The sequence below is a fragment of the Gardnerella sp. DNF00354 genome, from assembly GCF_049262755.1.
GTDB lineage: Bacteria > Actinomycetota > Actinomycetes > Actinomycetales > Bifidobacteriaceae > Bifidobacterium > Bifidobacterium vaginale.
Genome location: NZ_CP058402.1, coordinates 1,335,616 through 1,358,000, shown reverse-complemented (window position 1 = coordinate 1,358,000; position 22,385 = coordinate 1,335,616). Strand labels below are relative to the sequence as shown.

General features: G+C 42.2%; 17 protein-coding genes. 13 read left to right on the top strand and 4 right to left on the bottom strand.

What is annotated here, in order from left to right:
- Positions 1-103: 103 nt before the first annotated feature.
- Positions 104-1,315 (top strand): CAP domain-containing protein, encoded by a 1,212-nt coding sequence (locus HXT24_RS05425; RefSeq protein ID WP_422119297.1) that lies wholly within the window; start codon positions 104-106, stop codon positions 1,313-1,315.
- Positions 1,316-1,421: 106 nt separating this feature from the next.
- Here the strand turns inward: HXT24_RS05425 and HXT24_RS05420 are convergent, their stop codons facing one another.
- Positions 1,422-3,566: a M13 family metallopeptidase gene (locus HXT24_RS05420; RefSeq protein ID WP_422119296.1), complete on the bottom strand. Its 2,145-nt coding sequence runs from the start codon at positions 3,564-3,566 to the stop codon at positions 1,422-1,424.
- A gap of 91 nt (positions 3,567-3,657) precedes the next feature.
- On the opposite strand from HXT24_RS05420, the gene map reads away from it, so the two are divergent.
- From map to HXT24_RS05365, 11 genes are all read left to right on the top strand, one after another.
- Positions 3,658-4,431, top strand: a complete 774-nt coding sequence (gene map / locus HXT24_RS05415) for a type I methionyl aminopeptidase (RefSeq protein WP_004107450.1) — start codon at positions 3,658-3,660, stop codon at positions 4,429-4,431.
- Positions 4,432-4,491: 60 nt separating this feature from the next.
- Entirely contained in the window at positions 4,492-5,634 is a 1,143-nt protein-coding gene (prfB, locus tag HXT24_RS05410) for a peptide chain release factor 2 (protein WP_004114918.1), read from the top strand.
- Between the two features lie 118 nt (positions 5,635-5,752).
- Positions 5,753-7,111, top strand: a complete 1,359-nt coding sequence (ftsE, locus tag HXT24_RS05405; RefSeq protein ID WP_422119295.1) for a cell division ATP-binding protein FtsE — start codon at positions 5,753-5,755, stop codon at positions 7,109-7,111.
- A complete protein-coding gene (gene ftsX, locus HXT24_RS05400) occupies positions 7,111-8,034 on the top strand; it encodes a permease-like cell division protein FtsX (RefSeq protein WP_004113496.1) in 924 nt (307 codons plus the stop codon). Before ftsE ends, ftsX begins: the two co-directional genes overlap by 1 nt.
- Positions 8,035-8,188: 154 nt before the next feature.
- The gene (locus tag HXT24_RS05395; protein WP_020760222.1) at positions 8,189-9,583 is read left to right on the top strand and encodes a CHAP domain-containing protein; all 1,395 of its coding nucleotides are present in this window, start codon (positions 8,189-8,191) and stop codon (positions 9,581-9,583) included.
- 53 nt (positions 9,584-9,636) lie between these two features.
- On the top strand, positions 9,637-10,125 hold the full coding sequence (gene smpB / locus HXT24_RS05390; protein WP_410311737.1) for an SsrA-binding protein SmpB: 489 nt from the start codon (positions 9,637-9,639) through the stop codon (positions 10,123-10,125).
- A gap of 815 nt (positions 10,126-10,940) precedes the next feature.
- Positions 10,941-11,867 carry an ABC transporter substrate-binding protein gene (locus HXT24_RS05385; RefSeq protein ID WP_422119294.1) on the top strand — a complete coding sequence of 309 codons (927 nt, stop codon included), beginning with the start codon at positions 10,941-10,943 and terminating at the stop codon, positions 11,865-11,867.
- Between the two features lie 160 nt (positions 11,868-12,027).
- The gene (locus tag HXT24_RS05380; protein ID WP_004113501.1) at positions 12,028-13,020 is read left to right on the top strand and encodes an amino acid ABC transporter permease; all 993 of its coding nucleotides are present in this window, start codon (positions 12,028-12,030) and stop codon (positions 13,018-13,020) included.
- A 66-nt stretch (positions 13,021-13,086) separates the two neighbouring features.
- Complete coding sequence (locus tag HXT24_RS05375; protein WP_016816803.1) at positions 13,087-13,908, top strand: amino acid ABC transporter ATP-binding protein; 822 nt, start codon at positions 13,087-13,089, stop codon at positions 13,906-13,908.
- 108 nt (positions 13,909-14,016) lie between these two features.
- Complete coding sequence (gene glmS, locus HXT24_RS05370) at positions 14,017-15,924, top strand: glutamine--fructose-6-phosphate transaminase (isomerizing) (RefSeq protein ID WP_016816801.1); 1,908 nt, start codon at positions 14,017-14,019, stop codon at positions 15,922-15,924.
- A gap of 11 nt (positions 15,925-15,935) precedes the next feature.
- Positions 15,936-17,426, top strand: coding sequence for an extracellular solute-binding protein (locus HXT24_RS05365; protein WP_422119293.1), 1,491 nt, complete (start codon positions 15,936-15,938; stop codon positions 17,424-17,426).
- A 39-nt stretch (positions 17,427-17,465) separates the two neighbouring features.
- On the opposite strand, the gene HXT24_RS05360 is transcribed toward HXT24_RS05365, so the two are convergent.
- A complete protein-coding gene (locus tag HXT24_RS05360; protein ID WP_004114938.1) occupies positions 17,466-18,236 on the bottom strand; it encodes a type III pantothenate kinase in 771 nt (256 codons plus the stop codon).
- A 450-nt stretch (positions 18,237-18,686) separates the two neighbouring features.
- On the opposite strand from HXT24_RS05360, the gene HXT24_RS05355 reads away from it, so the two are divergent.
- Complete coding sequence (locus HXT24_RS05355) at positions 18,687-20,453, top strand: glycoside hydrolase family 13 protein (protein WP_422119292.1); 1,767 nt, start codon at positions 18,687-18,689, stop codon at positions 20,451-20,453.
- 94 nt (positions 20,454-20,547) lie between these two features.
- Here the strand turns inward: HXT24_RS05355 and pdxT are convergent, their stop codons facing one another.
- On the bottom strand, positions 20,548-21,141 hold the full coding sequence (gene pdxT / locus HXT24_RS05350; RefSeq protein ID WP_422119291.1) for a pyridoxal 5'-phosphate synthase glutaminase subunit PdxT: 594 nt from the start codon (positions 21,139-21,141) through the stop codon (positions 20,548-20,550).
- A 15-nt stretch (positions 21,142-21,156) separates the two neighbouring features.
- Positions 21,157-22,092 (bottom strand): pyridoxal 5'-phosphate synthase lyase subunit PdxS, encoded by a 936-nt coding sequence (gene pdxS / locus HXT24_RS05345; protein WP_004113518.1) that lies wholly within the window; start codon positions 22,090-22,092, stop codon positions 21,157-21,159.
- Positions 22,093-22,385: the final 293 nt, after the last annotated feature.

The following is a 22,385-nucleotide window of genomic DNA, read 5'->3' as shown; positions in this document are numbered from 1 at the left end:
ATTGGAAGGTGAAACTTGAATTTTTTGCCTACATGTTTGTGTTATTTGAATCAGGGATTACTGAAAAAGTAGTTATTAATCACGTGGAGAGAGGACTACATTTATGTGGCATAAGTCGCACGTATTTTCTGCAAAGAAATGTTTAGCTGCTGCGGCATCAGCCGTTGCTTGCGTAGCAATGATTGGATCTACTGCAGTATCTGCTAGTGCTTTGGTTATAGTGCAGAATCACAGTGTTGCTAATGTTAATACTAATTGGCAAGTTCAGAATCAGTCAGTTGCAAGATACATTTTAGGTGCAATTCGTGATGTGCGTTCAAAGTATTATGACGATGGCGTTACCCTTATGAACGGTATGCCTCTTGCGGATTATGTTGCTTCTAAAGGTCTTACAAAAGAGCAGTATATTAACGATATTCGCTACGATCGTGCTAATGAAGAGGATGCTTATCGTCGTGCAAATGAGACTGTTCAGCATGGAAAACTTGGTCATTTTGCTGCGGATGGTGTGAGCCTTCCAAACTACGATGGTCGTAAGGCTTGGGGCGAAAACATTGCTTGGGGTGAAAGCCCAGAAGAAGCTATGTCGGATTGGACTGCTGGAGAGGAATCTGCATTACACCAGTCTAATGGTGCTGCAACTACTGACAATGCTCATCTTTACCAGATTTTGAATCCAGAAAACATTTCCTTCGGATATGGCGAAATAGCAGGTACATCATACGGAAGAGTATCTGTTTTAACTCTTTCAACTCAGGTTGGAGACACTGACTACCCACAAGGCAAATTAGGCGTGGCTCCTCACCTTGATTTTGCTTGGATTATCCGTAATAACGATATTGCTGTTGGTGCAAATGCTTACACCGACAAGCAGCTTGAGTATCGTTGGCTTTCCTACAATTTGAATACTCAGCAGTGGGCTACTATTGCTGATTGGAGTACTGGAAACTGGGCTTCGTGGGTTACAAAGCCAGGTGACTATTGGCTGCATTGCGAAGCTCGTGATCCTTCTACCAAGGAAGTTGTTCTAGAAAAGACTATTGCTTTCCATTATGCTGTTCCAAGTCAGACTGTTGTTTCTGGAACTTATGCTGCATGGCAGGGTAATAATGTTCTTCTTGGTGCAACTACTAATAATCCTAATGGTTCTACCAAGATTAAGATTTATGATTACAATGCTAAGCAGTGGGTTGAAGGATTTGATGGTCCTTGGGCTTTGTGGAGCCCACGCCCAGGCATTTACTGGACTCATTTCGAAGCTTACGATGAGAACGGTAATTTGTCGGATGTTAAGACCTACGCTTTCGGCGTGTGAATCTGATTAGTGAATCTGATTAGTATCATTTAAAAAGCCTGCAAACGTTTTAAACGCTTGCAGGCTTTTGTTTACTTGTTTACTTTATTTGTGTTTTATTTGCGATTTACCAAATGTGTACGCGCTTAGCAGGGTCGAGCCACATCTCGTCGCCTTCTTTAACGTCGAAAGCATCGTAGAACAAGTCAACGTTGCGTGCAATGCCGTTAGTGCGGCATTCTGCAGGGGAGTGTGGGTCGATTTGAAGGTATTGCTCCGCAATCTCGTTACGAGCCTTTGAACGCCACACAAGTGCGTAGCTTAAGAAGAATCGTTGCAAAGCAGTGAAACCATCAATCTTAGGAGCGTTCAGCAAAGTTTCGCGAATCGCATCGTCACTTCCGTCGATTTCTTGTCCCTTGCTCTTTTGCAAAGCAAAAGCGTACGCTTTAAGCGCAATAGTTACGCCGCTTAAATCGCCAATGTTTTCGCCGATTGTTAAAGCGCCATTTACGTGAGGCATTGCATCGCGCTCTTCTTTGCTCTTTAAGTGAGAGTATTTAACAATAAGCTGCGTTGGAGTAAAAGCATTGTATTGCTCAATAAGCGCTTTAGTGCGCTCAGTGAAGTTGGTTTTGTCTTCTTCTGTCCACCAATTGTTAAGCACGCCGTCGCCGTCGTATTCGCAACCTTGATCGTCAAAACCGTGGCCGATTTCGTGACCTATTACGGCACCAATAGCACCGTAGTTTGCTGCGTCTGGAGCACTAGGGCTAAAGAATGGCGGCTGCAAAATCGCAGCTGGGAACACGATTACGTTAAGCAGCGGATCGTAGTAAGCGTTTACAGTTTGCGGAGTCATCTGCCACTCTTCGCGATCCACAGGTTCTCCAGCTTTTGCAGTATACCTACCAAACACAAATCGAGAAACTTCGCGCATATTCTCAATTAAGCCAGCGTCTTCCTTAATATTTAGAGCAGAGTAGTCAATCCAATGATTAGTGTAACCAATATTTGGCTCAAACTTGCTAAGCTTTTCCAAAGCCTTTGCTTTAGTTTCCTCGCCAAGCCAGCTGCTGTGAGAAATCGACTCGCGGTAAGCGTTAATAAGATTGTCAACTAAGCCTTGCATATACTTTTTAGAAGACTCAGGGAAGTGCAAGCGCACGTATTCGCGGCCAACTTCCTCACCGCAAGCATCGTCAACAACTCCGATTGCGCGCTTCCAGCGGTCGCGCGGCTTGGTGGCGCCAGAAAGAACTTTGCCGTAGAAGTCAAATCGTGCTTGTGCAAAATCCTCGCTTAACATGCTTGCCCAGCATAAAATCACGTGCACGCGTGCCCAAATCTTTAGATCTTCTAAGTCGGCTTCTTGCCAAATCTTATTCAATCCTTCTATAAAGCTTGGCTCGTGAACTACTACTTTGCTAAAAGCTTTACGAAAATCTATTGGCTGATTCTTTGCTTCTTCGGAATCGTCGTAAGATTTTTGAGCAGCATCTAGGAAGGCGTCAAGATTTAACGCTTCAAGCGTTTTTGCCAAATCCGCATAATCGTAAGGATTATAAGTTTTTTGAGAATCGCGTGTTGCTACGTTATCCCAGTGGTTGCTTGCGATTTGTGTTTCCACCTTCAAGAAACGTTCCGATTGCTCTCTTGTAGTAGTGGCATCACCGTATCCAGCTAAGCGCAACAATGAAGCTACCATTTTTACGTATTCAGCGCGAATCGGAGCGTAATTATCTTCGCGATAGTATGCTTCGTCTGGCAAGCCCAATCCAGCCTGCTCAATGTGCATAATATTCGTCTTAGGGTCTTTAGGGTCTCCGCAGACGCCAAAAGCAAACATTGCATTAGGTCCGCCATATGGAGTAAGAGAAGCAATAGTGCGAACTAAGTCTTCTTTGCTGCTAGCTGCATCAACAGCGTCTAAATCGCTCTTAATTGGCGTAATTCCAGCTTTTTCAATAGATGCAGTATCTAAATAGTTGCGGTATAAGATTCGCGACTTTTTGGCTGGGCAATCTTCGCTTTCTAAAATATCTCGAATTTGCGTCTCTGCATCTTCTGCGAGCTTGTAGAAAGCACCATACATTGGTTTGTCTTCTGGAAGAGTGTAAGTGTCAATCCAAGGACCGTTTACGTAACGGAACAAATCGTCTTGTGGTCGAGTAACCGATGAGAAGGAAGCTGGGTCAAAATTTACAGCAGAAATTTCCTTCTGCGATTCCTTATTGTTATTAGCATTATTATTTTCATTGTTATTAGGCATGTGCCTAGATTACAAGTATTAAGCGACATCATTAGCTAGTATTTTCGCCATATTTTGCGCTATTTTCGTGCCTGCGAGTTAGTCTTAAATCATGATTGAACTTAAAACTCCATCCGAAATTGAAGCTATGAAGCCTGCAGGTCGCTTCGTTGGTAGTATTCTTAAAGACTTGAAAGCAATGACAAAAGTTGGCACAAATCTTCTTGAGATTGATGACTTTGTTCGTCAACGCATTATGAGCCGTAAAGGTGCATCTTCTTGCTATGTTGACTACGCTCCTGATTTTGGAACTGGTCCTTTTGCGCACTACATTTGCACTTCTGTAAACGATGCTGTTCTTCACGGAGTTCCTTTTGATTACAACCTTAAAGACGGCGATTTGTTGACTCTTGATTTGGCAATTAACGTTGATGGCTGGGTTGGAGATTCTGCTATTAGCTTTGTGGTTGGAAAGCATGCGGATCCTGAAGATTTGCGCTTAATTAAGTGCACTGAGGAAGCACTTGAGGCTGGAATTAACATGGCTCAGCCTGGAAACCGTCTTGGAGACATTTCTGCAGCTGTTGGATGCGTTGCTCATGAGTATGGTTACAGCGTAAATCTTGAGTTTGGCGGCCACGGAGTTGGTCATATTATGCATGGCGATCCACACGTTCCTAACGATGGTACTGCTCACCACGGTTATAAGCTTCGCCCAGGTCTTGTGATTGCAATTGAGCCATGGTTCCTAAAGACTACTGATGAAATTTACCAAGATCCAAAGGACGGCTGGACTCTTCGTTCTGCTGATGGTTCTCGCGGTGCACACACTGAGCATACGATTGCAATTACTGAGAATGGTCCAGAGATTTTGACCGTACGCTAAACTTCGAATAGTAAGTGCGTAAAACGAATAATATAAAATATAAAGAGGTACTTTAAGTAAATGGCGGAATTTGATTTTGCCCAAGCGTTAAATGATGTTGAAGCAAAGTATTCTTTGATTTCTAAGGCTTTAGACGTTAATTCGTTGAAGACTGCTATTGCAGATTTAGAAAAGCAGGCTTCGGAGCCTGGACTTTGGGATGATTCTGAGCACGCTCAGCAAGTTACGAGTAAGCTTTCGGCAGCTCAGTCTCAATTAAAGCGTTTACAAGCCGTTGAGCAACGCATTGAAGATACTAAGACTTTAATTGAACTTGGTCAGGAAGAAGAGGATGCTGATTCTATGAGCGAGGCTCAAGAGGAGCTTGGCTCTATTGCTCACGAGTTGGACGATATGGAAGTTCAAACTCTTCTTGACGGCGAATATGATGCTCGTGCAGCGGTGGTGACAATACGCTCTGGTGCGGGTGGTGTGGATGCTGCCGATTTTGCGCAAATGCTTCTTAGAATGTACTTGCGTTGGGCGGAACGAAACGGCTACAAAACTAAGATGATGGATACGTCTTACGCAGAAGAAGCTGGTATTAAATCCGCCACTTTCCAAGTTGATGCCCCATATGCGTATGGTCGTCTTTCCGTAGAAGGCGGCACTCACAGAATGGTTCGTATTTCTCCATTCGACAATCAAGGCAGGCGTCAAACTGGCTTTAGTGCCGTAGAAGTAATCCCACTTGTTGAAGCTACAGATCATATTGACATTCCAGATTCTGACATTCGTGTGGATACTTTCCAGGCGTCTGGTCCTGGCGGACAAGGCGTAAACACTACATATTCCGCTGTGCGCATCACGCATTTGCCAACTGGTTTGGTTGTTTCAATGCAAGATGAGCGCAGCCAGATTCAGAACCGAGCTGCTGCAATGGCGGTTTTGCAATCGCGTTTGCTTGTGTTAAAGCATGCCGAAGAAGCTGCTAAAAAGAAGGAGCTTGCTGGAGATATTAAGGCAAGTTGGGGAGACCAAATGCGCTCATACGTGCTTCACCCATACCAGATGGTGAAGGATTTGCGCACTGGCTACGAAACTTCGCAAACTCAGGCTGTTTTTGACGGTGATATTGACGGTTTTATTGAAGCTGGAATTCGTTGGCGTCACGAACAGAGAGTTGCAGCTAAAAAAGAGGCTGAGGAAAAGTCGCAAGCTTAGTCTGCATTAGATAAAATTCAAGATAAAAGTCAGAATAAAAATCAAAAATAAAATATAAAATAGTTAAAAACAAAATTAAAGTATATCGTTCAATAGTTCGTAAAGGAAACTGCAGAATATGTCTCTGATTTCACTAGAACATGTGTCGAAGATCTATCCTAAGGGTACGCGCCCTGCTTTGGACGATATTTCTTTAGACGTTAATCGTGGCGACTTCGTGTTTCTTGTTGGAGCGTCTGGATCTGGTAAAACAACTCTTCTAAGCTTGCTGCTGCGCGAAGAGGAGGCCACTAAGGGCGAGATTCACGTTGCTGGTAATGACTTGCGACGCTTAGTGAATCGTCAGGTTCCGCAGTATAGACGTACTCTCGGCTTTATTTTCCAGGATTATAAACTGTTGAATAATAAAACCGTGTATCAGAACGTGGCTTTTGCACTAGAGGTTATTGGCACGAGTCGTTCTACTATTAAGTCGCTTGTTCCGCGTGTGCTTGAAACGGTTGGCTTAACTGGTAAAGAAAATAATTATCCTCATGAGCTTTCGGGTGGTGAAGCTCAGCGTGTTGCCATTGCGCGCGCGTACGTGAATCATCCGCAAATTCTTCTCGCTGACGAGCCTACTGGTAATTTGGATCCGACCACTTCGCTTGGCATTATGGAAGTTTTGGACGCCATTAATCGTACGGGCACTACAATTGTTATGGCTACGCATAATGAGGAAATTGTTAACTCAATGCGCAAGCGAGTTGTGGAGCTTCATGCTGGAAAAATTGTGCGAGACGAGCGCGAAGGCTCTTATGATTCTGCGCTTTACTTCCCAGATGCAGATGTTGAGCAAAAGTCGAAAGCTCAGCAGGCAGTTGAAGGCGATTCAGGTGTTCGTACTGTGGCAGATTCTGGCTCTGATCACACTAGTTTTAACTCGTCTTCTGAAGATCCTAAAAATTACAGATTCATGTCTAAACGCGCAAAGCGTGCAGCTCAAGCAAAGCAGGCTATGGATGCTGTTGCGCAAACTTTGCAAAATGGTTCTGAAGATAATGAGGGCATTGCTCGACTTGCTCAATCTGTTCATTCAGGCAGAACGGGTAGATATGGTGAAGTTTTTCAGCCTTTAGAAACAACTATGACTTGGGGGCGTGGTCTTTCAATTCCACCAGCTCCTCCTGTACAAAAGTCGAATGATGCTGAAGATATGAAGAATTCAGATTTTGCAGATTCTAGCAACTCTTCGGATTCCGGCGATTCTTTGGATTTAAGTGAGAATCAAAAAGATAAGAATAATACAGAAAATATTGTCGAAAACGATATTGAAAATTCTGGCGAAAATTCTGGCGAAAATTCTGGCGAAAACGTCGGCAATACAAGCGAGAACTCAAGCGAAACTGGCGATTATACTGAATCTAAAGAATCCAATGAAAACAGTAAATCTGAAGCCAGTAAAAGCGAAAATCTTAAAAACGAAGGAGACGAGTAATGCGATTGCGGTTCATATTCTCAGAAACGTGGATTAGCTTGCGCAGAAACGTTTCTATGATTGTTTCGGTAATGCTCGTTACCTTCATATCGTTCTTGTTTATAGGCGCATCTGTTCTTATGCAAGCGCAAATCACAAAAGCCAAAGGCGATTGGTATGACAAGGTAGAAGTTGTAGCATGGCTTTGCCCAGACGGTACAAGTCAGTCAGCATCCTGTGCTTCTGGAAAAGCTCCTACTAAAGAAGAAATTGTAAAATTGGAGAACATTATTAACCAAGAGTTAGGTGATGATGTTTCGAATATCACTTATGTTAGTAGAAGCGAATTTTACAAGAATACTTTTCTTAAGCAATATCCTAATGGCTTATATCAGGGGCGTACTTTAACAGCTGCTGATATGCAAGATTCTTTGCGACTAAAGCTTACAAATCCAACCAAATATCAGGTTGTTTCAGAAGTTCTTTCTGGCAGAAATGGTGTTGAGGAAGTAGTAGACCAAAGACAAATTTTTGACCCAGTGTTTAGCGTTTTGAATCATGCCACGGCTGTGACAATTGTGCTTGCTGCAGTTATGGTTGTTGTTGCGATTATGCTAACCGGTACAACTATTCGCATGTCTGCAGCCTCTAGAAAACAAGAGACGGAGATTATGCGACTTGTGGGCGCGTCTAATTGGACAATTCGCATGCCATTTATTTTAGAAGGTGCTTTTGCGTCCCTTATGGGATCCCTACTATCTGGGTGCGCGCTAAGCGTTGTTGTTAAAGTGTTTATTACAGATTGGCTTGCACAAAACGTTCGTTGGATGCCATTTGTAAATCAAACAACTGTTTGGATGACAGTTCCAGTGCTGGTTCTTGGAGCCGTGCTACTTTCAATAGTCGCCTCCGCGGTTGCACTCAGAAGATATCTGCAAGCGTAAACATAAAAGAAAAATTTAAATTATCAATAAATTATGAACATTAATAAATCATAAATAAAAAATCATAAATAGAAAAATTTTATCGATAATAGAATTTTCAATGTATAATTCGCATTAGTTGTGTTTGAATTTTCTACTTGAAAGGGAAGTAAATATGGAAAGCAAGAAATGCCATGCAAAATATTGTAAGCGCACTGTCGCAAGCGCGATTGCAAGCAGCTTTCTTATGCTTTCTGCCGGTATTACCTTATATGCTTACCAGCCACTACGCGCTGATGCAGTTACCATGCAAGATTACAACAGGAAAGTTCAAAGTAATGCAGCTCTTAAAAAGCGTCTTGCTGGAGTAAATAAACAGCTTGCTGATAAGATCCTAGAGCTCAATGATTTAAACGAGCATCAAATCCCTAATCAAGTCCGTGCTGCTCAGCAAGCTCAGGAGCAAGCGCAACAAGCTATGAGCCTTGTTGAATCAACAAATCAGCGTTTGCAATCTGCACAAAAAGACAAACGCGATTTAGAAGAAAAAATCAAGCAGACTGGCGAAGATTTTGATGATGCAAAGGCTGCTGTAGCTCAACTTGCTCGCAAAAGTTTCCACGGCTCCAATGCCTCTAACGTAATGGCAATGGTGACTAATTCCACCACTACCGAGCAGTTTGTTGGAAAACTTCAGTCAGAGGCTGCTGTTGCACGTAGCGAAGCAAATGCTGCAAATGATGCTGCTGTGACTTTGAGTAATTCTATGAATAGACGTCAGCGCTTAGCTGCTATTGAAACAGAGATTCAAAAATTAAAAGCAAAAGCTGATTCTGAGGCGCAGAGTGCTCAGGCTGCGGCTAAGGCTGCCAGTGAAAAGCAGCGTTCTCTTCAGTCTTTAAGAGATCAGGGAACTATTCTAAGAAAGCAGTTAGAGAGTCAAAAGAATAGTCTTACTTCTCAAGATGCTCGCGAAGCTGCTGAAATAATTGCTTTGAAGTCACAGATTGACGCTCAAGCTAGGGCTTTAGCCGCTACGGCTGCAGCTCGCATGAATCCTAATAATGGTAATCGTCAACAACTTAGAGGCGGCGGCAGTTGGAATACTCCTTCCTTGCCTGCATTACCGCTTTCTAATGGTGCTGCAAACGGTATGAATTACGCGGTTCCTGGGAATTGTCCTGCCGGTTCTGGCAATTGCTATGGTCATAATACTGGTAACACAGCTGGAGGTTCTGCCTATCCAGCTCGTCAATGCACACTTTGGGCGTATTTGCGTAGATCACAGCTTGGTCTACCAGTAGGATCCTTTATGGGCAACGGTGCTGATTGGGCGAATTCTGGGCGTAGACTTGGGTATCTTGTAAATCGCACACCGCATGTTGGTGCTGTTATGGTATTCGCTAGAGGAGCTGCTGGATCAGATCCTACATATGGACATGTTGCTGTTGTTGAACGCGTTAATTCGGACGGTTCGGTACTGATTTCCGAAGGTGGCGTTGGATTTGCTACGTTCCCGTCTTATAGGACTATTCGTAATGCTGGCAATTATGAGTATGTTCACTATTAATTTTTAATTTTTATGATTCGATTTAGGTATGATTCGATTTAGGTTGGTGTAGTTTGGATAAAAAACCTGGTTCAGATGGTACTTTAACTGTTGCAAGAAATAAAAAAGCAAATCACGACTATGCGATTGAAGATTGCTATGAAGCAGGTATTGCTCTTACTGGCACAGAAGTTAAGTCTTTGCGCGAAGGCAGAGCTTCTTTAGCTGAAGCGTTTGTAAATATTGATAGACGTGGTGAGATTTGGCTAGAAGGCGCAAATATTCCAGAGTACTTAAATGGCACTTGGAATAATCATGCTCCTAAGCGCAAGCGCAAGTTGCTTCTTCATGCGATTCAAATTGCTAAACTTTCTAGGCAGATTGAAGCTAAAGGTTATACCATTGTGCCTTTGAGGATTTATTTTAAAGGCAGCTACGCTAAAGTTGAGATTGCTTTGGCGCGAGGCAAAAAAGAGTACGATAAGCGTCAAGCGTTGCGCGAAGAACAAGATAAGCGCGAAGCATTGCGCGTTATGCGATACAAGAATATGCAATCTAGGTGATTTGCTGTTGCGCGCTTTGAGCGTAGCGCGATTTTCCTATTTACTGTTGCGCGAGGTTTGATGTATTTCTCTCCTCGCAGGCGCGACGACCTACCTTCGCGCTTTAAGCGTAGCGCGCGAAGGTAATTCGGAGCGCTGAGCTTGCTTAAGGTTGAAAGCACGGTGTGCTTTCAACGCAAGCGAAGACGTGAGCGCGCTGTAACGCGCGAGCGGTTTTCTTTGTTTACTGTTGCGCGAGGGCTGGGTGATTCTTGTCTCACAACGCTCCGCCTATTACGTGTAATCTGTTGTTGCGGTTGTTCCGTTTTGGCTTTGATTTTGTTTTTTGTGTTGATGTTTGTTTGTAGTGGTTGATCATTTGGATTATTTGGTATCGGCTGCCGCTCTTATACTGTTCGACCAAGAATCACCCAGCCCTCTTACGTGCTTGAACAATTACGTGGTTTTTATCACTGAGATTCTCGATTTTTCTTCTTCATTCGATGAATCACCATCAAAGATGCTGAGGTTCATCTCATTCAGTGCGAAAAATCTCGAATCTCTACCCAGCTTGGTGTAATCGTACGTCTTTGTAGTAGGTCTATAAGCGACACGCCGTATATTATTCATTTTTGTGAATAATATACGGCTTTCGATTTTGTAATTCGCTATTTTTTGCTGATTTTTAGCATATTCATGTATGACAATTTATGAATATTCGGTTTTTGCATTTTAATAATCGCAATTTAGTAGCGATATAGTGTATAGTTATGCACATCACTGTAAATTATAAGTTATTAGTTGTTTAAGACTGAAATACTGAACAGGAGAAGAAAATGCTTAAGTCAAATAAGATTTTTAAGTCAATTAAGCCTATTGCAGCAATTGCAACTCTTGCATTGATTGGATGCACATGCGCATGCGGTCCAGCTGATTCTAAGGCAGCAGACCCAGATGTGGCACGCAGCTACGATGTAAGCAAAGTTCAAAAAGACGATGAGATTGCAAAGCTTGTTCCAGAAAGCGTTGCAAAAACTGGCGAATTAACAGTTGGTGTAAACGTTAGCTATGCTCCAGCAGAGTTCTTCGCTGCAGATGGCAAAACACCAGTCGGCTACGAAATCGACTTTTCTAAAGCTTTAGCAAAATTGATGGGCTTAAAAGCCAAGATTATGCACGCTCAATTCGATTCCATTATTCCAGCAATCGGAAGCAAATATAACGTTGGAATCTCGGGCTTTACTGTAAACGCTGAACGTATGAAGTCCGTTGATTTTGTAACGTACGCAAACGCTGGCTTATCTTTTGAAGTTCGTAAAGGAAACCCAACTAAAGTAGATCCAAAGAATCTTTGCGGCAAAAAAGTTACATTAGAAACTGGCACTGTTGGCGAGCCAATCATGGAAGAAGCTAAAAAGCAGTGCAAGGCAAATAACGATAAGCCACTAGAAATCATGAGCTTTAAGGAGCAGACAGACGCCACTACAGCATTGCTCTCTGGTCGCGCAGACGTTATGTATGCTGACACTCCTGTAGCTGGTTATGCTGCAATAAAGAACGATGGAAAGCTAGAGATTCTAGAAAGCAGTAACGACGCGGAGCCAATGGGTGCAGCTGTTAAGAAGGGCGATGCTAAGATGCTAAAGCTCATTAAGGCTGCAATCGATAAGCTTATGAAGAATGGCGTTTATAATGACATTCTAAAGAAGTGGGGTGTTGAAAACGTTGCTATTAAGGAAGCGCAAGTAAATCCAGAAGTCTGATCTTAAATTTGGCGTGCGTTTGTAGCTATTAGTATAGTGAAAACTGCACGCCTTATTTGTATTTAATCTATTTGTACATCGCAAGTGCGTTAATTACTAGTTAATAATCCGCTAGTTATTATTCACATATGTGACAATTTAAAATGTTAATGGAGAAAATATGTTTAACAATGCGAGTAAGAAGCTTTCGCAAAACTCTGATGGTGATAGAATTCTACCAGTCAAAAAACCTGGACCAATCATAGCTGGCATAATCGTAGCTATAATTGCGTGCTCGCTGCTTTATTCTATAGTTACAAATCCGCGTTTTGAGTGGAATGTTGTAGGCATATATCTAATAAGCGACAATGTTCTTACAGGCATTGCTTGGACGCTAATACTCACATTCTTGTCTATGATTATTGCAATCGTTCTTGCTATAGGATTAGCAATGATGCGTAAGTCTGTAAACCCTGTTCTTCGAGCCGTAAGCTGGTTCTTTATTTGGTTCTTTAGGGGTACTCCAGTTTATACGCAGCTAGTATTTTGGGGAATGTTTGCTGTACTTGTTCCTAAGTTGAGTATGGGCATTCCGTTTACATCCGTTGAGTTTTTCTCCATTGATTCCAACGTTGTTATGACTTCTTTAAACGCTGCAGTTATTGGATTGTCTCTTAATGAGGCTGCGTATTTGTCGGAGATTGTTCGTGCTGGTTTAGAAGCTGTGGATGCTGGTCAGGTTGAGGCGGCTCAAGCTCTTGGCATGGGCAGGTCTTTGACTATGCGCAGGGTTGTTTTGCCTCAGGCTATGCGTATTATCGTTCCACCTTTGGGCAATGAGACTATTGGTATGCTTAAAACTACGTCTTTGGTTTTAGCTGTGCCTTTTACCTTAGAACTTCAGTTTGCCACAAATGCTGTAGCAAATCGTATTTATAAGCCGATTCCGTTGCTTATAGTTGCTAGCATTTGGTATTTAATTATTACGTCTATTTTGATGGTTTTTCAAGTTATGTTAGAAAAACATTTTGGTAAAGGATTTGAAGCAAAAGACATTGTAAACAATGCTCAAATTAACTCTAATGCTGCAAAACGTGGGGATAATGCGATTAAAGCGAATAGTGACGCTGTAAAGGGTCGCAATAATGCAACAATGTTAGGTTTTAACGCATAAACATATAACGCATAAACCGCGTCAAAATTACAAATTTTATATAATCGTAATTAGATTTGAGGAAAAATGACTGATATTTTAACGGTTGATACACAAAACCAAAATGTTACTAAAAGTGATACTCCAGCAGTAGTCATAAAGGATTTACACAAGTCCTTCGGTAATCTTCAAGTCCTTAAGGGAGTTGACATGACTGTTAATCCAGGAAGTGTAACAGTTATACTCGGTCCTTCTGGAAGTGGAAAATCAACCCTATTGCGATTGATAAATCAACTAGAAAAAATTACGTCTGGTAAAATCACAATTTATGGCGAGCGCATTGGTGTAAAAACCGTTATACATAAAGGTAAAGAAGCATTGCAAGCGTTAAACGACAAAGAAATTGCAGAGCAACGCGCAAAGCTTGGAATGGTGTTCCAACGTTTTAATTTGTTCCCGCATATGACGGCTATTGAAAACGTTATGGAAGCGCCAGTTCATGTTTTACACATGGACAAAACCGCTGCACGCGATTTAGCAATTAAAGAACTTGAACGTGTTGGAATGGCAGACCGCGTAGACCATTATCCTTCTCAGCTTTCGGGTGGTCAGCAGCAGCGAGTTGCCATTGCGCGTGCGCTTGCGATGAAACCAGAAATAATGCTTTTTGACGAGCCTACGTCTGCATTAGACCCAGAACTAGTTGGGGAAGTGCTTAACGTTATGCGCGATTTAGCTAATGATGGAATGACAATGATTGTTGTAACTCACGAGATTGGCTTTGCACGAGAAGTTGCAGATCAAGTTGTGTTCATGGATGGCGGAAAAGTTGTTGAATGTGGTACTTCAGGAATCATAGATTGCCCACAAACAGAAAGATTTAAAGATTTTCTACATCACGTTTTATAAGTGTTTTGCAAGTATTTTGCAAGTGTTTTTCGCGTATTTTAATAAGATTTTTGCATATTTTCGACATGTGTAGAAACACGCACACTTTATAACGTACAATAGAAAATTATGTGTGGCATTGTAGGATATGCAGGTTTTGGCACAGTTTGCTCAAAGCCTCTAGAAGTTTGCTTAAATGGGTTAGAACGCTTAGAATATCGCGGATATGATTCATCTGGAGTAGCTCTTGCTGCTCCAGGAATGGATTCTATATGCGTACGCAAAAAAGCTGGTCGCTTAGCTGTTTTAAGAAAAGATATAGAAGCTAATCCAATGCCAGAAGCGAGTGTGGCAATAGGTCACACTCGATGGGCTACGAATGGCGCTCCTTGTGATTTAAATGCGCATCCGCATGTTAGTGCCGACGGAAAAATCGCACTTATTCACAACGGTATTATTGAAAACGCTATTAGTCTTAAAGAACAAATGCAAAAAGAAGGCATAGAGTTTTCATCTCAAACAGATACGGAAGTTGCAGCAAAAGCGCTTGGAAAAATCGCGAATCAAATAATTGAAGAAACTGGTAAGCCAGATCTTTTTGAAGCAATAAGACGAGTTGCGAAAATTCTTAAAGGAGCTTTTACTTTACTTGCTGTAGACGTTAGACAGCCTAATATTGTTGCTGCTGTTCGTCACGATTCGCCACTTGTAGTAGGTGTTTCAAATAACGAGTATTTTCTAGGCTCCGATGTTGCTGCTTTTGTTCAATACACAGATAAAGTGCTTGAAGTTGGTCAAGATCAAGCTGTTTTAATCGGAGATATAGAAGGAAACAAAAAAGCACAGCTTCGTCTTACTGATTTTGACGGCAACGAGATTAAAAACCCTAGTTACTTTACAGTAGACTGGGATGCTTCTGCAGTAGAAAAAGGCGGATGGGATTCCTTTATGGATAAGGAAATCCACGAAGATCCGCATGCCGTAGCTGATACTTTACGAGGACGATTCGACGCAAAAGGGAATATTATTCTTGACGAAGTTAGGATTAGTCAAGATATTTTGCGATCAATCGACAAGATAATAGTTGTGGCTTGTGGAACAGCAAGCTACGCTGGATTAGTTGCAAAATATGCGATTGAACATTGGGTGCGTGTGCCAGTAGAAGTGGAGTTGGCTCACGAATTTAGGTACAGAGACCCAATTTTAACGCATAGAACACTTGTTGTTGCAATATCTCAATCTGGCGAAACAATGGACACGTTAATGGCGTTAAGGCACGCGCGCGAGCAGGGTAGCCGCGTGCTTGCAATATGCAATACTCAAGGCTCGAGTATTCCGCGAGAATCGGATGCTGTACTTTACACTCATGCTGGCCCAGAAATCGCAGTTGCTTCTACAAAAGCATTTGTTGCGCAAATCGTGGCAGCATACATGCTTGGGCTTTATTTGGCTCAAGTCAAGGGAACAATGTACAGGGATGAGATTCAGCAAATCGTGTCCCAGCTTAAAGAAATGCCAGATAAAATCCAAAACGTTTTAGATACGCAAGCTGATTCGATTATGCAAGCCGCAAAGAAAACAATAGACGCAAAATCGTTCTTGTTCCTTGGCAGGCATGTTGGCTACCCAGTTGCTTTAGAAGGCGCATTAAAGCTAAAAGAGATTGCGTACACGTTTACAGAAGGTTTTGCGGCAGGAGAATTAAAGCATGGTCCTATAGCTCTAGTAGACAAAGGCGAGCCAGTTGTTGTGATTGTGCCATCTTCTAGAGGCAGAGACGTTTTACACGCTAAAGTAATCTCGGGAATTGAAGAAGTTAAGGCTCGCGGAGCGTTTACGATTGCGGTTGCAGAAGATGGTGATCCAGACGCTGAGCGTTACGCAGATATTGTTTTCTGGCGCCCTAAATGCCCAACGTTGTTAAGTCCTTTAGTAGATGTTGTAGCATTACAACTTTTTGCTATGAATATGGCAAAGCTTAAAGGCTATGACGTTGATAAGCCTAGGAATCTTGCAAAATCTGTAACTGTAGAATAGCAGTGAATATTATGTGTGCAAGAAGCCCGCAGAAAAGTCGCAAGCAGAATTTTGGTTGTTTTGTTATGCGTAATATAAATCGTAATATAAACCGCGTTTTTGTTCGTAATATAAAGCGCTTAATTTCTGCGATTACATGCGTTTTTATTGTTGCTTTTTGTGCATCATGCGGATCTGTTGATTCTAGAACAAAAATAACAGTATGGTCTTGGGAACCAAGCATGAAGCGGATTGCGGCAGATTTTGAGAAACGAAATCCAGATATTCGAGTTAGCGTTAAAGATACAAGCGGATACAACAATCTTAACAGCGCTATTCAAGACGGCTACGGTATGCCGGATGTCGCTCAGCTTGAATACCACGCTTTGCCACAATACGCGGTTAGCGGACAACTTTTGGATATTACAAATCGCGTTCAAGGAACTCAAACATTCTATACGCCAGGCACATGGTCTTCTGTTCAATTAGGAGGACGAGTTTATGGATTGCCAATGGATTCAGGTCCTTTAGCATGGTTTTATAATCAAGACGTATTCAACCAAGCAGGTGTGGATGTTACGCAAATTCACACCTGGAAGGATTATCTACATGCTGCAAGAAAATTAAAAAATATTGGCGTTTATATTGCTGCAGATTCTGGTGATGCTAGTTTTTATAACGCTATGATTTGGCTTGCAGGAGGAAGACCTTTTATAACTTCTCACGATGGTAAAACCGTTACAGTTCGCTTAAGTAAAGACAAAGGAACAAAAGACTTTACTAAATTTTGGCAGTCCATGATTGACGAAGATTTGGTTGATACAAGACTTGCAACTTGGACTCCAGCTTGGAAAAGTGCAGTCGGTTCTGGCAGTGTTGCATCTGTTTTTGCTGGAGCATGGATGACATCGCTTTTAATGCATGATATTCCAGGCGGAGCAGGGTTGTGGCGTGTAGCGAGAGTTCCGACTATGAATGGAAACAATGACAATGCGCAAATGGGAGGATCTGCTCTAAGCGTCCTTCAGTCTAGTCGCAAGCCTGAAGCCGCGATGCGTTTTGTGAATTTTGTATGCCATGATCAGACTGGTATTAAAGAAAGAGTTTTATCTGGAGCATTCCCAGCAGACGTTGTGACTCTTAGAGACAAATCGTTTCTAAACAAAACAATGGTTCGTGATTCTCGCGGAATCGATGTGCCATATTTCGGAGGACAACAATTCAACCGTATTTTTGCAGATGCAGCAAATCATGTAGATACAGGCTACAAATATTTGCCGTTTGAAGTATATTCTCGTAGCGATTTTCGTTTCACAGTCGGTTTGGCCTATGATTGGAACAGAAAATCAAGAGCACGTTTAACAGTGCAGTCGATGATTGATGCAGGCATTAAACAAGACGATGGTAAGGATTTTCAACTTCCCGACGACCCTGGTCCTAAAATTAGTCTTAAAGATGGTATTAATCTTTGGAAAAAAGACTTGAAAGAATACGGGTATAATCAGGGTTTTGTTGTGCGCTAGACTTATGCACTTTAGGTTTGTAATCCAAAGGAAAAGTCGCTAGCAGCCGATTGTTCGTCTATAAATCTCGTACATTCCTTTAAAAATCAAATTTGGATCGTAATAATCAATAGTTTCAACGTCTTTTTCAAAAAGTCGTCCCAAGCCGCCTGTAGCAACAACCTTAAAAGGCTCATTTATTTCTATTTTGAATTGCTCAATCGTGCGCTCAATTCCACCCAAGAAGCTGTAATACAATCCAGCTTGCATAGCAGGACGAGTTGATTTTGCAAGAACGGATTTAGGGCGCGAAATCTCAACTTCTGGAAGCTGAGCAGTATTATCCCATAGAGCTGCAGCCGCCGCACTAATTCCCGTGCAAATAAGTCCGCAAGTAATTGCTCCGCTTTTATCAACGTAGTTATAAGTGGTAGCTGTGCCAAAGTCTATAACTAATACGGGGCCGCCGTATTCGTAAAACGCGCCAACACAATCCGCTAAGCAGTCTGCTCCCAAAGAGCGTGGCTCGTCGATGCGAATATTTACGCCAGTTTTTACGCCAGGGCCTACAATCATAGGGTCGATTTGCAAAAACTTAACAATGCTTGCGCGGAACGAGTGCATAACTTTTGGGACAACCGAAGCAACAATAACATCTTCAACATCGTTTACGCTAAAACCGCTAAGATTTAAGAATTGCGTAATCATAATGCCGTATTCGTCAGAAGTGTGATTTGCTTTTGTAGTCATTCTATACGTGCCAACAATCTTGCCGTTCTCCAAGAATCCAAGCACAATATTCGTGTTTCCAATATCGACTGCTAAAAGCATATTCGCCTCCGTTGTGTTTGTGTGTTGCCAAACTTAAGTATGCGCATCTTTAGAGCAATACTACATTAATGCTAAGTCCGTTGCGGTCTTTTACAAGCTTTCCTTACTTGGTGTTGCGCGAGGGCTGGCTAATTCTTGTCTTACAACGCTCTGCCTCTTGTGTGTTGCTTGTTGTTGCGGTTGTTCCGATTTGTCTTTGATTTTGTTTTTTGGTTTAGGTTTGTTTGTAGTGGTGACTCATTGGATTATTTGGTATCGGCTGCCGCTCTTATACTGTTCGACCAAGAATCACCCAGCCCTCTTACATGCTTGAACAATTACGTATCACTTAAACACTGAGATTCTCGATTTTTCTCGCTCTCTCGGCGAGTCACCATCAAAGTGTAGCGGTGTAGAAGAGTAGGTGATAAAGTCGAAAACAATGGCAGCGAGGCTAGAAAGGAAATGTAAATGATAAATCGTCAAGCAATATTGCACCGACCACTTTCACAATATGCGTATTCTACGGCAGAATATTGTTTAACAATTCGCTTGCGTGCAGCAAAGAATAATCTTTGTTCATGCGTTTTGCATTACGGAAATCGCGTTGATTTGACTCCGTTAGATAAGTTCCGCACGTTGAAAATGGAAAAGATTGCAAGCGACGATTACTTTGACTACTATGAAGCAAACATAAGCAGCGATTTAGATAGAGTTTGTTATTACTTTGAGATGCAAGATGCGGATGAGCGCTTGTATTTGTACGCCGATACTATTGCGACTGATTTTCCAGAAGATCGTACAGAAGTCTACCAGTTCCCATTTATTCGCCGCGAGGAGATTAGCGACGTTCCTAATTGGCTTAAAGAGGCTGTTGTTTATAACATTTTCCCAGATAGTTTTGCAGATTCTAAACGTGGCATAAGTTGCGAGGCAAAAGATTATTTTGATGAAAAAACTGGTCAAACTTTACACACTCGTTTGGGTGGAACCATTAGAGGAATAATCGAAAATCTTGATTATATTGAGGATTTGGGCTTTAATTGCTTGTATTTAAATCCTATTTTTAAGGCTGCAGAATACCATCGTTACGATCTTCTTGACTATTACCATGTTTGCCCTAATTTAGGAACGGACGACGACGATTTTAGGGAGCTTGTTAGCGAGGTTCATAATCGCGGCATGCACATAATTATTGACGGCGTTTTTAATCATTCTAGTTGGTATTTCTTCGCGTTTGACGATGTTGTTAAAAATGGCGAAAATTCGAGATACAAGGATTGGTTCTATGGATTAAAGTTCCCTGTTAAGCGCCCCGAAGATGGTAAGCGCCCAAGCTACACGTGTTTTGCGTATGAGCGTAAAATGCCAAAGCTCAATACTTCTAATCCTGAAGTTCGCGACTATTTTATGGACGTTTGCCGCTATTGGCTTGAAGATTTTGATGTTGACGGTTGGCGTTTGGATGTTGCTAATGAGGTTGATAAAGACCTTTGGCGTGCCTTCCGCGCTATTGCTAAAAAGACTAAAAAAGATAGTGTGCTAATTGCGGAGATTTGGGAGAATTCTGAGCGTTGGCTGCAAGGAGACATGTTTGACTCCACTATGAACTACGAATTCCGCAAAGTTTGCCGCGATTTCTTTGCTTTTGGCAAGATTAATGCGCGCGAGTTTAATAGTCGATTTGTAGATATGCTTTTAAGATACCCATTCCCGATTGTTCAAGGTCAATTGAATTTGCTTGATAGCCATGACGTTAGTCGCTTTAGAAGCTTGTGTGCTCAAAGCTCTTCGGAAGCTTGCGACTTTTCTACGGCAGATAAGCGATTCCGCTTGGCTGAGCTTTGTTTGCTTACATCTGTTGGAGCTCCAAGCGTGTTCTATGGTGATGAGCTTGGCGTAGTTGGTTTTGAAGAGTGTGATTATCGAGCGCCTATGCCTTGGGCAAATCCTGTTAGCGATAATCGTGATTTGTTCCGCGAACTTATAAAATTGCGTAAAAATAACGATTGCTTTATTCATGGCAATTTTAGAGTTCTTGACTATGATGAGCGCGGAAAGTTTGTGTTTGCGCGAGAAACTGACTCTAAGTGTGTTGTAGTGGCTCTAAATGCGTTAAATGAATCTAATGATTCGTTTAGTGCTTTGCCTGATTGTAAGCCGATTATTAGCTACAATTATGATGCTCAAAATCAATCTCTTGGAGCTTTTGGATACGCGATTTTTGAAGTAAAATAGCGATTTATTAGCGATTTTGCTGGCGATTTAATCAATAAAAGTGGCACTTAATCAAGTTATTTAAGTGCCACTTTAATTTAAAAACGCAAGATATCTATAAGCTTAAGAAAAGCTGGTGTATTCTAGTGTCTTCATCAAGCTCTGGGTGGAAAGCTGTTCCGATTTGATTTCCTTGGCGAGCTGCAACAACGTTGCCATCTACTGTTGCAAGAGTTTCGGCATTAGGACCGATTTGCACAATATAAGGAGCGCGAATAAACGTCATCGGCACTTTGCCAAGATTTCCAAACTCAGATTCGTAGTGAAAGCTTCCAAGCTGGCGGCCGTAAGCGTTGCGCTTAACAGTAACGTCTAGCGTGCCAAATCCGCTAACTTCGTTACCTTCCACGTTTTTTGCAAGCAAAATCAAGCCTGCACAAGTGCCAAGAACTGGCATTCCGCTTGCAATCCTCTCACGCAAAGGCTCGAGCATATTTTGCTCTTTGAGAAGCTTCGATTGCACAGTGCTTTCGCCGCCCGGTAAAACAAGGCGGTCAAAAGACTGCTCCAAGTCGCGCGCTTGACGAAGCTCGATAACGTGTGCGCCTAATTTTTCAAGCATTAAGCGATGTTCAAGAAAAGCACCTTGAACAGCTAAGACAGCTACAGTATGCGAGCAATTATTTATATTGATAGGTGAGTTTGCCAAAATAATTCGCCTCAATTACTCGCCGCGATTTGCCATTAAAAGCTTGATTTCTTGCTCGTTAATACCAACCATTGCTTCGCCCAAATTCTCGGAAAGCTTAGCAATCATCTTAGCGTCTTTGTAATTAGTCACGGCCTTAACTATTGCAGCAGCGCGCTTTGCTGGGTCGCCAGACTTAAAGATGCCAGAGCCAACAAACACGCCTTCTGCACCAAGCTGCATCATTAAAGCAGCGTCTGCAGGGGTTGCAACACCGCCAGCTGCAAAGTTTACAACAGGAAGCTTGCCGTTTTGTGCAACGTACTTTACAAGATCGAAAGGCACGCGCAAAGTCTTAGCTTCCTCAAAAAGCTCATCTTCGCGCATGCTTGTAAGCTTGCGTATTGCGGAATTCATCATGCGCATGTGGCGCACAGCTTGAATAACATCTCCAGTTCCAGGCTCGCCCTTTGTGCGAATCATGGAAGCACCCTCGTTAATCCTGCGCAAAGCTTCTCCCAAATCTTTTGCACCGCAAACAAATGGAACTGCAAAATCGCGCTTGTTAATGTGGTAAACGTCGTCTGCTGGGCTAAGCACTTCGCTTTCGTCAATGTAATCAATCTCAATAGCCTCAAGCACCTGCGCTTCAACAAAGTGACCAATACGGCATTTTGCCATAACAGGAATAGACACAGCCTCTTGGATTCCGTGAATCATAGCTGGGTCGCTCATTCTAGAAACTCCGCCAGCCGCGCGAATATCGGCAGGAATACGCTCCAACGCCATTACAGCGCAAGCTCCAGAATCTTCAGCAATTCGCGCCTGCTCCGGAGTAGTAACATCCATAATCACGCCGCCCTTAAGCATTTGTGCAAGCTGGCGATTTAGAGCAGTGCGGTCTTGGCTGCCGTTATTTTGCGGATCCGAGGATTCGTTTACTGTTACCGTAGTATTCAAGTTCTCTGCCATTATTCCTCGCTTTTTACTAAACCTATTAAACGCATTTTTATGTTGTACATTGTTATACTACACATTTTCATGCATCTATTAAACGTATGTATTTTGTTAATATGCAAGCTAGCGTGATTCTAATCTTTTTAGGATTTTGCGCACGTTTGCAAGTTTACGTCTGTTGGCATTTAACCACATTCGTAGGATATATGGTAATAAAATAGGCTTAAAATATCTGAAAAATCATGCAAATATGCAATGTGTTGTTTAGACTCACCGCATCTTCGTTTGACTTGTGAATCGGATACGAT